This window comes from Microscilla marina ATCC 23134, from assembly GCF_000169175.1.
In the GTDB taxonomy this organism is placed as follows: Bacteria; Bacteroidota; Bacteroidia; order Cytophagales; family Microscillaceae; genus Microscilla; species Microscilla marina.
Genome location: NZ_AAWS01000057.1, coordinates 43,884 through 57,792 on the forward strand (window position 1 = coordinate 43,884; position 13,909 = coordinate 57,792).

Below are 13,909 nucleotides of genomic sequence, written 5' to 3' on the forward strand. Positions count from 1 at the left end.
TGTAGTTTTACTAAACATAAAGAAGGTCAAATTGCCGCATAGGTACTTGAATATCCTTGCGGATTATTGGATGAAGTACCATAACAAAAGTGAAAATGGTTACTCATCATACATAATGGCACAAAAAAACAAACCCCACAAACAGTGCTTGTGGGGTTTGTTGTGTTGGAGTTGCCAACACACATTAGGTTGTAATTTTGTTTACATAGTTTAGTAATTGTTAAGATTACATTATTAGGTATTTGTGAGTTTTTAAATAGTAGGTTTTATAGACTCTAATATTAGGTTGTGTAAATTAGTACTTTTAATAGTAGAAAGGTTAACAATGACATTAACAAATAATTATCAAACTCCGAATGTTTTACCTGTGTGTAGGGTATAAGTTCCTGTACAGTAGATAATTGTAGGTTGGTAATAGGTGTTGATATAATTAAAAACTTTTCCTTATTTTGGGTACTGATTATAAAGAACGGAAAAGCTACCCCAAAAGGTTATAAAAATTTATAAAGCCTGTATTTTGATGCACCAAATGCAAGGTTGAGTTTATAAAAGGCAACCATTGGCAGAAAATATGACCAAATGCAGGTGCTGTAGGGGTTTGGCTACTGGCAATGTATAGAAAAAAACGAAGAAATGTAGCCAATGCGGATGGTTTTTGTTCTGGTGTAAATATTGCACCAAAACCAATACCTGAAAACCTACGCTATATAAAGCCCAATGGTGATTTTATGTATCAATAATTGATGTGTATGCCCAACCCTTGACGCTGCTTTTAACTACGGTTTGTATAAATTGCTAAAAGTCAACGTGATAGAAAAAATGTAGTTACTTGTGAATCGAATCTATAGCTTACTATGATGAGTTCAACGTAGTTAAACAGGACTTGCGACTTGTCGCTTAAAGCACCGATACACATCGGCACCTAAGGACTTGCCCCTGTTGAGGTTTCTAAGAGTACCAGATTTGCTGACACAATCAACAAAAAAATATGAAACTAAAGACTTTATGGATAGTAGTAGCATTACTTATAGTCTTATTGCCACAGGCACACGCCCAAAAAGGAGCCGTATTTGTTGAGCATTATGGCAACCCTATAGCTAACCTTACTACCCAAAACAAAGCCATTGTGCAAACCTTGCAAGGCGATATGCTCATAGCCAATGCTCAAGGAGTAGTACACTATAACGGGCACCAATGGCAACGCATAGATGTGAAAGCCACCGTATATGATTTACTGACCGATTCGGCTACTGTATTTACCGCTGGGCGGATGAGCTTTGGCTACCTAAAGCGCAACCCTACCGGACAGCTTGTATATGCCTCGCTCACTACTACCCACAAGAAACTGCCCAAGCGTCCAGGCAATTTTTATTCGATAGGCAAAACCAACCAACATATATACTTTTTGAGCAAAAAATTACTGGTAGAAGTAGACAAGAAGAAGTTAAAGGTTACTCGGTTTTGGCAAAGCCAGCCCCAAAAGCCTTACCAGGGATTGGTCACGTTTCAAAACAAAGTTTTTGTAAACATTGCAGGCGAAGGACTCCATCAGCTTGGGGGCAAAAAACTGACCCCTACCTTGAAAGGATCTAAAGGTGCCAAGTTTAAAGACATACAAATTACGTCTGCTTTTGCCTCTAAATACCTGCCTTTTTTTACGGCAAGCGACAACTTCGTGTATCGTTATGACGGTACGCTGTGGCAAAAGCTGGTCTTGCAAGACCAAAAATACCTTCACGAACACACCCTCACCACAGGCAACGCCATTGGGGAAAAATACCTGGCACTGGGTACCCTTGATGCGGGCGTGCTGGTAGTAGAAGCCAATACAGGCAAAACTTTGTTTGTGATTAACGACCAGACAGGGCTGCCTGACGACGAAATACTAGCCATAGGAGTAGATCAGCAACTGGGACTGTGGATAGCCCATTCGCTGGGTATTTCGAGAGCAGCGCTTAATGTGCCAGTCAAGGGTTTTGGGCATTACCCCGGTTTGCTGGGTAGTATGACTGCCGTAACTCATTGGCAAGACAAAGTATACGTAGCTACCAACGAGGGGGTCTTTTACTTGCACAAAACCGAAACTTATGCGGAGCTTATCAAACATATTACCCACGAGAAAGTAGAGAAAAAAAAACCGGTAGTGACCAAAATAGTGACCGAGGTAGGCGGAGGTACAGTAGTGGGCAACTTAATCAATAAGGCGTTTGGCAGAAAGAAAAAGAAAAGAGTGATTTACCGAAAGGTGCCCCAGCGACAGGTAAAAACAGCCACCTCGCAGGTAACCAAAGAGCTGTTGCAAAAGCGCCTTTACAACTTGCGGTCTTTCCCTTATTTTTATCAAAAAGTTGCCGGGTTTGATGGCAAAGTCACCCAACTGCTTGCCCTGCCCAACCAATTGCTTATTGCCAGTAATAATGGTTTGTATAGCTACCAAAACAAACGGGTAAAGTTAGTGTTGCCCAAGGTGTATGTACACCATCTTTTGTATCAAGACGAGCTACTGTTGGTGGCCACCAGTAAGGGGCTGATAAGCTTGCAAAACAAGGCCAGCGCCTGGGTGGTACACGATCGTTTTTCCCAACTAAAGTTACCTGTATATTCGGTAGCCAAAATTAAGAATAACTTGTGGTTGGGCAGCGAAAACAAAGCTGCCAAAGTACAACTAAGTGCAGACAACCACTACCAGCGTCATCAAGTGTTTGAGCTGCCTCAATATTACCTTGAAAATGTACAGGTGGCAAACTTGCAAAACAAACCTGTGTTGTTTTTGTCTGATGGAGTATATCGTTTTAATGTAACCAAAAAACAGTTTGAACGTGATCGGCTGCTCAAAATGCTCAATTTACCTTATCAAACCATTCAGCACCAAGACAAGCACATCTGGACTAACTTTAGGGGGCGTTGGGTAGACATGCAAAGTTTAAAAACCACTCAATATTTGTCATTATTCACCAAAATATCAGACATTTACCAAGACAAGCAAGGTTTTCTTTGGGTGATTCACGACAACGGTTTGCATAAACTAGGGCTCTCGTATACCCTTAGAGGCAAGCGGCTCAATGTGTTGGTAAACCGGGTGTTTGACCATCAGAACAAGGATTTGCCCTTTGACAAAATACGGGTACACCAGGGAACCAAAGCCTATGGAGTAAACATACGTTTAAAAGTGCCTTATTATCTCAACGAAACCTCGGTAGAGTATCAATATAGAATGAAAGGCGGTAAAAAAGGCTGGAGTAAATGGCAAAGTTCGCCCTTGTTAACTTTTAATATGTTGCCAAGAGGCAAGCATACTATAGAGGTAAGGGCACGCAATGGGCTGGGCGAAGAAAGCCGCATTAAAGAAGTGAAGGTGAAAATTATTCCACCCTTCTGGAAAACCTGGTGGTTTTACCTGATAGAGGTATTGGTGTTGTTGAGCCTGGTGTTTGCATCGGCAGCTTCCAGTCGATTCCAAAAATTTGAACGCTACTCTTACATACTTACTTTTGTGACCATTATCACAGTGTTTGAGTTCATTGTATTGTCACTGGAGCCGTCAGTAGACGAGTTTTCGGGAGGAGTGCCCGTGTTTAAGTTGTTTATGAATATTATATTGGCTATATCGCTCAACCCTATCGAGCGAAAGCTTGCCATGTGGCTGAGCAAAAGTAAGCACAGGAAGTATAATTAGCCGTTTTTGAGGATAAACAAACTGGTGCATGGTCGCACAATTGGCCAAGGCAAAGTAAAAAAAACATCAGACGCTAATTTGCATTTTCATAGAATTTATTCCATTTTTGAAGCAAATTTTGCTATTAAAATAAGCAATTGTTAAAAATAATAGCAATTATTTGGCAAAGTTGCATTGTATTAAAGTCTAAAACCAAGGCACAACATTTTACTAATCTTGGGGCTAACCCCATACACTATCAGTGAGATATATACTATACAAAGACTGATATACACTGGCACCCAATGTGGTGAGTAGAGGAATGGTTGCCTTGTTACTATAAAAACAAAATCAAACAAATGGCTAGTCAGGAGAATAAAGTTACAATTTCGGAAGTCTACAAAGACTGGTTTTTGGATTATGCTTCGTATGTGATTCTTGAGCGTGCTGTACCATCGGGATATGATGGACTGAAACCGGTACAACGCCGGATTTTGCACGCAATGAAAGAGATGGATGATGGGCGCTATAACAAAGTAGCCAATGTAATAGGGCAGGCAATGCAGTACCACCCCCACGGAGACGCGTCTATTGGGGATGCATTGGTAAATATGGGGCAAAAAGACTTGCTGGTAGATACACAAGGAAACTGGGGAGACATCAACACGGGAGATAGTGCAGCCGCACCTCGTTATATAGAAGGGCGTTTGTCTAAGTTTGCCCTGGACGTAATCTTTAACCCCCAAACCACCGAATGGCAACTCTCTTATGACGGTAGAAAAAAAGAACCTGTAAACCTTCCGGTAAAGTTTCCTTTGCTGTTGGCGCAAGGTACCGAAGGCATTGCAGTAGGGCTTGCCACCAAAGTAATGCCGCATAACTTCAATGAGTTGATTGATGCCTCGATAGAATTGTTGCGGGGCAATGAGGTCACAATTTATCCTGATTTTGCTACGGGGGGTACGATGGACGTCACCAACTATAGGCATGGGGTAAAAGGGGGCAGACTAAGGGTAAGGGTAGACATAGAGCAAGTAAGCCGGAAGATTTTGGCTATTAAAAATGTGCCTTATGGAGTAACTACCGAAAACTTGATAGAGTCCATCAAGAAAGCCAACGATGCCAATAAAATAAAGGTGAAAAAAATTATTGACAACACTGCCAAAGATGTAGAAATACAAGTGCACTTGTCAACCGGGGTAGAGCCTGAGCAAACTATAGATGCCTTGTATGCCTTTACCAATTGTGAGGTGAGTATTTCGCCCAATGCCTGTGTGATTCTCGACGACAAGCCTTGTTTTATCAAGGTAGAAGAGTTGCTCAAGATCAACACTCAAAAAACCAAAGACCTGTTAGAGCAGGAGCTGCTCATTAGAAAAAGCGAGCTACAAGAGAAAATGTTGTATAGCTCGCTTGAAAAGATATTTATCGAAAATCGTATTTACCGCGATATTGAAGAGTGCGAAACCTGGGAGGCAGTGCTCGAAACCATAGATAAAGGGCTGAACCCCTTCAAGCAAGACTTTTACCGCGAAATAGGAGAAGAAGACCTGATCAGGTTAACCGAAATAAAAATTAAACGTATTTCTAAATTTGACTCTTTCAAAGCAGACGAGTTGATGAAGCGCCTGGGCGATGAGTTGGCAGAAGTAGAGCGTAACTTGAAAAGCCTGACCAAGTATGCCATTCGTTATTTCAGAGAGCTGAAGAAAAAGTATGGCAAAGACCGTGAGCGTCGTACCATTATCCAAGAGTTTGAAGACATCAATGCCAAAGATGTGGTAATCAATAATCAAAAACTATATGTCAACCGTGAAGACGGTTTTATTGGTTATGGACTCAAAAAAGATGAGTATGTAGTTGACTGTTCAGACATCGACGAAGTGATTACTTTTTGTGAAGATGGCAAGTACAAAATAGTAAAAATTGCTCCCAAGGTGTTTATTGGCAAAAATATTATCCACGTGGCAGTGTTCGACAAGTCGGACAAAAACCTGGTATACAATGCCATTTACCGCGATGGGGTGTCGGGCAGGGCTATGGCAAAACGTTTTCAGGTAAAAGCAGTTATCAGAGACCGAGAGTATGATGTGACCAAGGGGACCCCACGCTCGAAGTTGTTGTACTTTAGCATAAACCCCAAAGGCGAAACCGAGGAGGTGTCGGTGCGATTGACCAGGGCATCGAAAGCCAAAAACAAGCTCATTACCTACGACTTTGCCGAGATTGATGTAAAGGGCAAAAGTGCTCAAGGCAATATTGTTACCAAACATCCAGTACAAAAGGTGAACAAATCGAAAAGTAACACGGTGCGGGTAGAAAAGCCCAAAAGCCCCGATTTGTTTGATTAATGAGGAGCTTGCTAAAATTAAAAGCATAAAAAAAACGGGAGTAAGTCTAAAGACCTGCTCCCGTTTTTTTATGTTGTTTGTGCGGCTTTACACCAACTCATCAATCAAAGCCGCCAGTTTTTTATCTTTATCGGTGACAGTATTACCCGCGTCGTGTGTAGTAAGTTCAATTTCCACTTTATTATACACATTAGACCAGTTAGGGTGATGATCCATTTTTTCGGCAATCAAGGCAACACTCGACATAAAGCCAAAAGCTTCTACAAAGTTTTTAAATTCAAAAGTTCTTTTCAGTTTATTGTTTTCTTCCTTCCACATAATAATTTGGGTGATTGAGTGAATAATTTGAGAAAGTTCAAATGTAAGGAATCATTAAAAATAAAGCTTTACTCTATTGGTTATTTTGTAGGGGGAAATTGTACAGTGTACCAAGTTAAAATAGCCTTGTGGCAAGAAGGCTTACCTAAAAACAATTTCCTGGAGTTTTTCTTCGCCTAGGTTGTGGTTAATACGGTCTAAAATATTGGTTTTGCGCATCAATAGCTCGGTACGAAGCGGTGGAGAAGAAATCTTGATAAAAATTGTATGGTTTTTTATATAAACCCACTCAGTTCGGCAGGCTACCTCTTCGCCCATTAGGTCGCCCCATACTTGTATAATGTGGGCTTCATCATACTTGTTTTTGATCTTATAATTATTTAACAGCTCATATACTGCATCTTTCATGGTAGTGGTAGAGGCTTTTCGGGGTTGGTTTTTATGATTGCGAAATAAGTAATCTGACATATATTTAAATTAAAAATTTTCGAGGAAATAGGGTTACACTCAATAATTTGACCTTTTTGCTAAAATAGATAACAAAAATACAAAAACAACGCTCATATTGCTAATTAAATGAGCAGTATTTCAACGCTAAAAATCACCTCTTTTAGAGATGAATCAGCGCTTGTTTAAAGCGTTCGTTTACAGGAGGTTTTGAACAAGCGCCAAAAAGTGCGCAAAGCTAAGGGATTAAGAAGTATGGCACAAGCCAAAAAACTAAACACTTTCTGACGACTATTCAAAAACCTTTGTAAATTTACCCCTCGCTTGTAAGGTATTTGATTAGGCAGCACCCTGAGGTAGTTATTCAATATTTACTTACAAACCCCAAAACTTAAACAAATAGGATGCTAATGGATAGGAAATATATTTTCTCATTATTGCTGGTGTTGAGCGGTGTTTTTTTTACTGTGACAAACGTGCAGGCACAAGACAAAAAAGAGAAGGATAAAGACAAAATAGAACTTTACCAGAGGTATACACCCATTTCGTGGTTTTATAACGAATATTGGGCACAGCCATTTGCTACTACTGCAATACAAAGCCTTCATACGGTGCTTTTTCCACGGATTAATTCCAATGCCAAAATACTTGACTTAATGTGTGGCAGTGGACGTGTGACCAACGCCTTGAAAAAACGAGGTTACAAAATGACAGGGTTAGATGCTTCAGAAGGCATGCTCAATTTTGCCAGAGTAAACGCTCCCGGAGTACCTTTTATGTTAGACGATGCCCGTCTTTTTGATATAAAAGATGAGTTTGACGCTGTCATCTGTATGAATAACGGGTTGAACCATATCTTGCAATGGAAAGAGTTGGTAATGGCGTATAGCAAGGTGTATGCATCGCTCAAAAAAGGAGGTTACTTTGTGTTTGATATGAGCCTGGAGGAGCACTACAAAAATTCATTCTCTAAGCAACGCAATTGGGTAGAGCGCGACAATTTTTCTTGTTTGTATAACTTTAATTACAATCCTCAAGAGCGTTTGGGGGCTATAGATTTTGTGATGTTTTTGGCAAAACAACCTGCTAAAACTCCAGAAGAAAAAGCGGCGCAGGTATGGGGGCGCGTGTCGTGGAGGGTAACCCAATACTGTTACTCGCACCTTAAGATTATAGATGCGCTTGAAAAAGTAGGTTTTACTGTAATTAAAGTATACGACGGGCAAGATGACTTGAAAAGAGGCGCCTACAACAAAGGGCGAAGATACTATTTGTGCCAAAAGAAATAGTTATGGAGGGCAGGTTTTTAACAGACTTGCTTTTTTTATTTGAATTTTGTCTGCCTAAGTCCAACATTGGTAAACAAATCTGAATAGGCAAGGTTATTTTTATAGTTTTACTCAATTACAATACTCCGCAGTGATTTTAGTCAAAGTTGGTTGCTGATTAACTTTGTTGAGTTCGCCAGAGGCTCGGTTATCAGTTATTTATGAATTTAAAAACTATTTAACTGGGTGTTTAGGCATAAAACCGAAACACTTTTGAAAATAAAGTGAGTACGCAATCTTAATATAAAACACTGATTGACTTCATTGAGCTCACAAGTTCGGTTTACAGCATTTAATAAGGTGAACATTTACTCGAATCAGCTATGGACTATCGACTAAATACTTTTAACTACGCTTTTCATAAATCACTGAAAATCAACGTGATATAAAAGTGTAGTTACTTGTGGAACAGGGTCTAGCTTGCCCCCTGTCGGGGCTTTTAACTACGCTTTTTGTAAGTTATTGAAAATCAATGTGATACAAAAGTGTAGTTACCTGTGGAACAGGGTCTAGCTTGCGACTTGTCGCTTGAAGCTTGCCCCCTGTCGGGGCTTTTAACTACGCTTTTTGTAAGCTGCTGAAAATCAACGTGATACAAAAGTGTAGTTACCTGTGGAACAGGGTCTAGCTTGCGACTTGTCGCTTGAAGCTTGCCCCCTGTCGGGGCTTTTAACTACGCTTTTCATAAGTCACTGAAAATCAACGTGATATAAAAGTGTAGTTACTTGTGGAACAGGGTCTAGCTTGCCCCCTGTCGGGGCTTTTAACTAACAAATTCATAAACCACTGAAAATAAGTATACTATGATTTTGTTAGCTGTCTCTGGAACAGGAGGCAACTTGAAGCTTGTTGCTTAAAGCTTGCTCCTGTCGGTGCTATGGACTATTGCAATTACTGAGTCATCATTAAATATACACCAAATATCACGATGGACAACAATCACTTATTTATAGAAGCAGTACGCAGTGGTAACCTGAGCACAGTTAAGCAACACCTGAGTAAGTACCCCAATGCTGTCAATCAAAAAAACGCTCAAGGTTTTACTCCTTTGATTTTGGCGGCTTATTATGATCAATTGCCTGTAGTAGCTTATTTGATTGAGCAAGGCGCTGACATTTCGGATGTAGATGCCTCTGGCAATACCGCATTGATGGGGGCTTGTTTTAAAGGCTATGAGCAACTGGTGAGCCAGCTTATTGCCTTGGGAGCTGATGTAAACGTGCGCAATGTACAAGGAGCAACTGCTTTGATATATGCGTGTATGTTTGATAAGCAAGCCATTGCCCAGTTACTGCTGGAACAAGGAGCAGATGCTTCTATCAAAGATACCCAAGGCAAAACTGCCCTTGACCATGCCAAAGCCAAAGGGCTAAAGTGGGGAGAAGAACTACTACAGGTCTGAATAGCGAATGATTTGTCGACAAGTAAGAGAAGCCGCTTTATTTATAAAGCGGTTTTTTTGTAATAGAATGCCTGTAAATGTGCCAAATCCTTTGTATCTTTCATGAGACTACATGATGACTATGACAAATCAAGGATATTCGGGAACTCCATTGGTAAAAAAGCTCGGCATTAAGTCTGGGTTTCGAATGTATGGCTATCAGTTGCCACAAGATTATTTTCATTGGTTTGACAGCCTGCCCGAAGACCTCCACCTTTTGCCCGAAGAACCATTTGAAGATATACTGGCTGAATCGCTGGATTTCGTGCATGCGTTCGTCACAGAAAAAAAAACACTCGAAGAAATACTGCCTTTGGTGAAAACCAAAATAAAAAAGAATGGCATGGTATGGGTATCGTGGCCTAAGAAAGCCTCTAAGGTAGTGACTGATCTCGATAGCCACTTGGTGCGTACATACGGGCTTGAGTGTGGGTTGGTAGACGTAAAGGTGGCAGCTGTAAACGAGGTATGGTCGGCAATTAAGTTGATGTACCGGGTAAAAGACCGCTAAAAAAAGTTTGAGTCTGCGTTTAGGCGAAACGAAAAAAACAAGCTCCTGGAGCAGACTCAGAAATAAATAGGGTTACTTATAGTTTGGAGTGAGATCCGTCACACAAAGGCTGCCCATTGGTGTGTTTGCAACCACAAAAATAGACCGTTTTGTCTTCGTCAAATGATTGTTTGTGTGGGGTAAACTCAGAACCTTTGTGTTTTCCGTCACAAAAGGGTTGATTGGCGCTCTCTCCACAACTACACCAGAAGTAATTCTTGCCAGCCACTACATCTACAGCATAAGGGGTTTTTTGAGCAATTTTTGGATTAGCCATAATAATAGATATTGTTTTAAATTTAATTGAACATTGGTTACAGCGATAACCCCTAAGCCAGCTAAATAGTTACTGAATAAAGATATTTAGAATTAGAAAAAATCTAAATAAGACAATACCGGTAAATGCCACCATTTTATACTGCTAATGGGTTGTTTTTCAGGTGCATTTTTGCAAACCATAGTATAAAGATGTTATTTTGATGTTTGACACCAATTTGAAACGAAAAGTCCACTTTTATTCTTCATCTACCCTGGTTTATCTGGGCATTTGCTGTGCAAAATCAAATGACCTGTGCAGCGAATGATTTGCTGCAGCAGGACTTTTCAACTTTTTTGAAAACTATACGAATGAAGATATTTCGCTTTGTAATTCTTTTTTCTTTTACGTTGGCACTTACTTATGTGCTCAATAGTAAATTTGAGAATACTCCTTGGCAAAAAGTGAATCAAATGCCTGCCTTGGGGAAATTTTTCAATCCTTTTGAAGGTTTTTGGCAAAATGCCGAGTCTAAAAAAGTAAGCGAGAAAGTTGACTTGCAAATACCTGGTTTGCACGACAAGGTAGAGGTTGTGATAGATGATCGGATGGTACCGCATATTTTTGCCCAAAACAACCACGACTTATACATGGCGCAAGGCTACATTACAGCACGGTTTCGTTTATGGCAGATGGAGTTTCAAACTTATGCTGCTGCAGGCAAATTGTCTGAAATACTGGGAGCAAAATACATCAACTACGATCGGTACCAACGTCGTATTGGGATGTTGTATGCCGCCGAAGTAGCGGTCAAAGAAATGATGGAAAACGAAACTTCTCGCGTGGTAGTAACTGCCTACAGCAAAGGAGTAAATGCCTACATTCAACAGTTAGAACCCAAAGACCTCCCCCTTGAGTATAAGTTGCTGAGCTATACACCCCAACCCTGGAGCCCACTTAAAACTGCTTTGCTGCTAAAATATATGGCTAAAACACTGACCATGCGTAGCCATGAACTGGAAATGACCAATGCATTGCAAAAACATGGCAAAGCAGTGATAGATGAGTTGTTTCCCAATTACCCACTTCGTCATGATCCCATCATTCCGGCAGGTACCAAATGGAACTTCAAAGAATTGAAAATACCCAAACAACCCACCAAATATGTACCCGAAGATTTGCATAAACAATTGATGGAGAAACGATTGACTGAAAAACAAGCGGCAGGAGTTGGTAGTAACAATTGGGCCATTAGTGGTGATAGATCGGCCACTGGTTATCCTATACTTGCCAACGACCCTCACCTAAAACTCAATTTGCCTTCTATTTGGTTTGAGGTACAATTGGTAAACCCCAATGTAAATGTGTATGGGGTGAGCTTGCCAGGTACACCTTGTGTTGCGATTGGGTTTAACGAGCAGGCAAGCTGGGGAGTAACCAATACTGCGGCTGATGTGATTGATTTTTATCAGATCAATTTTAAGGATAGCACTTTACGTGAATATTATTACGACGATAAATGGAAGACTACTACCCTGAGGATAGATACAATTAAGGTGAAAAACAAATCAACAGTTTACGATTCTATCTATTTTACACATTATGGACCAGTAGTGCTTAAGCCAGGTGAAAAACATTTTTATGGTACCAGAGGGCTTACCCACCCTGGCTTGGCCATGCGTTGGCTTGCTCACGACCCTTCCAACGAGTTGCTGGCTTTTTATCAGCTCAACCGGGCAAAAAGTTACCGCGATTACACCAAAGCATTGGCTGGTTATGCTTGCCCTGCCCAAAACTTTGTATTTGCCAACAACCAAAAAAATATTGCCATTACTCCCAAGGGAAAGTTTCCGATTAGATGGAAAGAACAAGGCAAGTTTATTTTAGATGGGTCAAACCCCGACCACGAATGGCAAGGCTGGATTCCTAATAAGTACAACCCTACCATCAAGAACCCTGAAAGAGGTTTTGTAAGCTCTGCCAATCAGTTTCCGGTAGATACGCTTTACCCTTATTACCTGCATTGGAGCTATGCCACTTATGAGCGAGGCATGCGAATTAATGAGCAATTGGCACAAATGAAAAAAGCTACCCCCGATAGTCTGATTGCCTTGCAAAACGACAATTTGAACCTGAGAGCAAGAGACTTATTACCTGAAATGCTCAAGCATATAGATGTAGCCCAACAAAAAGGCTTGTATAAAGATGTTTTTGATAAAATCAAGGCTTGGGATTATCAGCAGGTAAGCAAGGCGGTAGGTCCTACGGTGTTTAGGTATTGGTGGAGGTATTTGTACCAGGCTATTTGGGAAGACAATTTTCCTGCTGATAGCATGATGATTTACCCAAAGGCAGACAAGACTGGAGATTTAATTTTGCTCAATGACTCTATTCCTTCCCGGTGGTTTGACAATGTAAGAACTACTCAGATAAAAGAAACGCTGGGCGATTTGGTAAACAGTAGCTTTAAGCAAGCCGTTGACTCTTTGAAAAAATACTATGGAAACAAAGTAACGGACTGGACTTGGGCTAAAGAAAAAACAACGACACTTTTGCACCTTGCTCGTTTGAAACCTTTTAGTGTATTGAACCTGCCCACCAATGGAGGTGCCCGCATTGTAAACGCTACCACCGAAAGAACTGGTCCTTCATGGCGCATGGTAGTAGCTCTAGGCAAAAGACCTAAAGCTTATGGTATTTATCCTGGAGGGCAATCTGGTAACCCCGGAAGTTTTTATTATGATAATTTTATCAAAGATTGGCAAAAAGGCAAACTGAAGCGCTTAATATATATGCAAAGCTACAAAGAAAGTGGCAAACGACTGAAAGTAAGAATGACCCTAAATAAATAGTTTTGAGCGATAGTACTTGAGAGTTCTATAAAATAAAGTTATCTTTAGGTAGGCTTATCTGGCAAACAATTGGGTATTTGATTGACCCAAAAAGTGAATTGCAAGATGAAGGCATAAGGTGTTTGGTCTTGAAGTAATATTAAGCGAAAGAATAGCGTTGAAGAAACATATAGTTTGCTTGTACCTTGGTACAGTGGTATATAAGACCTGCATTCACAAAGCAAAAAATTTGAAGAGATGAAAAAGTATCTTGTTTTTTTTTACATCAGCATACTCATATCCTGCAGTTGTTTTGAGTTACACGCCCAGAAACAGGTCGCAGTAAAAGGTTTTATTGTAGATAAAAAAGGCAAGGCACTTCAGAATATAGACATTAGAGACTTTAATGGAAATCACATTACGTTTACCGATTTTAAGGGGTATTTTCAGTTTTTATACGCCAACGAACTTGTCTTTGAGTTACCTTTTCAGGTAAAACAAGACGATAAACCTCCCTACACATTTAAGTATTCGGGCAAAGAATTGACCCTGCAAATTACCAACAAAGGGTTGGTAGATATTACCGGAAAAAAACTGGTCATAATAAAGAAAGATACTACCAAAACCACCGATACCAGCCAAAAAACTACTCCTCCTGTTTCTTTACCTGTGGTAACAAAGAAAATAGAAAAAGATGCTCCTTCTGTAGTAAAAATAAAAAGCTATCGCAGC

The 13,909-nt window shown here is 40.3% G+C and carries 10 protein-coding genes; 7 read left to right on the forward strand and 3 right to left on the reverse strand.

The window, feature by feature from the left end:
- Nucleotides 1–988 precede the first annotated feature (988 nt).
- Both M23134_RS31850 and M23134_RS31855 read left to right on the forward strand, forming a co-directional pair.
- The gene (locus M23134_RS31850) at nt 989–3,676 is read left to right on the forward strand and encodes a triple tyrosine motif-containing protein (RefSeq protein ID WP_045114754.1); all 2,688 of its coding nucleotides are present in this window, start codon (nt 989–991) and stop codon (nt 3,674–3,676) included.
- Between the two features lie 338 nt (nt 3,677–4,014).
- A complete protein-coding gene (locus M23134_RS31855; protein WP_002703762.1) occupies nt 4,015–6,006 on the forward strand; it encodes a DNA gyrase/topoisomerase IV subunit A in 1,992 nt (663 codons plus the stop codon).
- Between the two features lie 87 nt (nt 6,007–6,093).
- Here M23134_RS31855 and M23134_RS31860 read toward each other — a convergent pair whose 3' ends face one another.
- A complete protein-coding gene (locus tag M23134_RS31860; protein WP_262492928.1) occupies nt 6,094–6,348 on the reverse strand; it encodes a 4a-hydroxytetrahydrobiopterin dehydratase in 255 nt (84 codons plus the stop codon).
- A 117-nt stretch (nt 6,349–6,465) separates the two neighbouring features.
- A complete protein-coding gene (locus tag M23134_RS31865; RefSeq protein ID WP_002703765.1) occupies nt 6,466–6,792 on the reverse strand; it encodes a DUF721 domain-containing protein in 327 nt (108 codons plus the stop codon).
- 389 nt (nt 6,793–7,181) lie between these two features.
- On the opposite strand from M23134_RS31865, the gene M23134_RS39245 reads away from it, so the two are divergent.
- The 3 genes from M23134_RS39245 (at nt 7,182) to M23134_RS31880 (ending at nt 10,051) form a co-directional block, all read left to right on the forward strand.
- The gene (locus M23134_RS39245) at nt 7,182–8,060 is read left to right on the forward strand and encodes a class I SAM-dependent methyltransferase (protein WP_053337431.1); all 879 of its coding nucleotides are present in this window, start codon (nt 7,182–7,184) and stop codon (nt 8,058–8,060) included.
- Nucleotides 8,061–9,027: 967 nt separating this feature from the next.
- Nucleotides 9,028–9,501 (forward strand): ankyrin repeat domain-containing protein, encoded by a 474-nt coding sequence (locus M23134_RS31875; protein ID WP_002703768.1) that lies wholly within the window; start codon nt 9,028–9,030, stop codon nt 9,499–9,501.
- Between the two features lie 121 nt (nt 9,502–9,622).
- Nucleotides 9,623–10,051 (forward strand): hypothetical protein, encoded by a 429-nt coding sequence (locus M23134_RS31880; RefSeq protein WP_045114755.1) that lies wholly within the window; start codon nt 9,623–9,625, stop codon nt 10,049–10,051.
- A gap of 76 nt (nt 10,052–10,127) precedes the next feature.
- Here M23134_RS31880 and M23134_RS31885 read toward each other — a convergent pair whose 3' ends face one another.
- Complete coding sequence (locus M23134_RS31885; RefSeq protein WP_002703770.1) at nt 10,128–10,367, reverse strand: CDGSH iron-sulfur domain-containing protein; 240 nt, start codon at nt 10,365–10,367, stop codon at nt 10,128–10,130.
- A 350-nt stretch (nt 10,368–10,717) separates the two neighbouring features.
- On the opposite strand from M23134_RS31885, the gene M23134_RS31890 reads away from it, so the two are divergent.
- Nucleotides 10,718–13,198, forward strand: a complete 2,481-nt coding sequence (locus tag M23134_RS31890; RefSeq protein WP_002703772.1) for a penicillin acylase family protein — start codon at nt 10,718–10,720, stop codon at nt 13,196–13,198.
- Nucleotides 13,199–13,435: 237 nt separating this feature from the next.
- The coding region (locus M23134_RS31895; RefSeq protein WP_002703774.1) for a hypothetical protein at nt 13,436–13,909 on the forward strand (474 nt) is incomplete at its 3' end.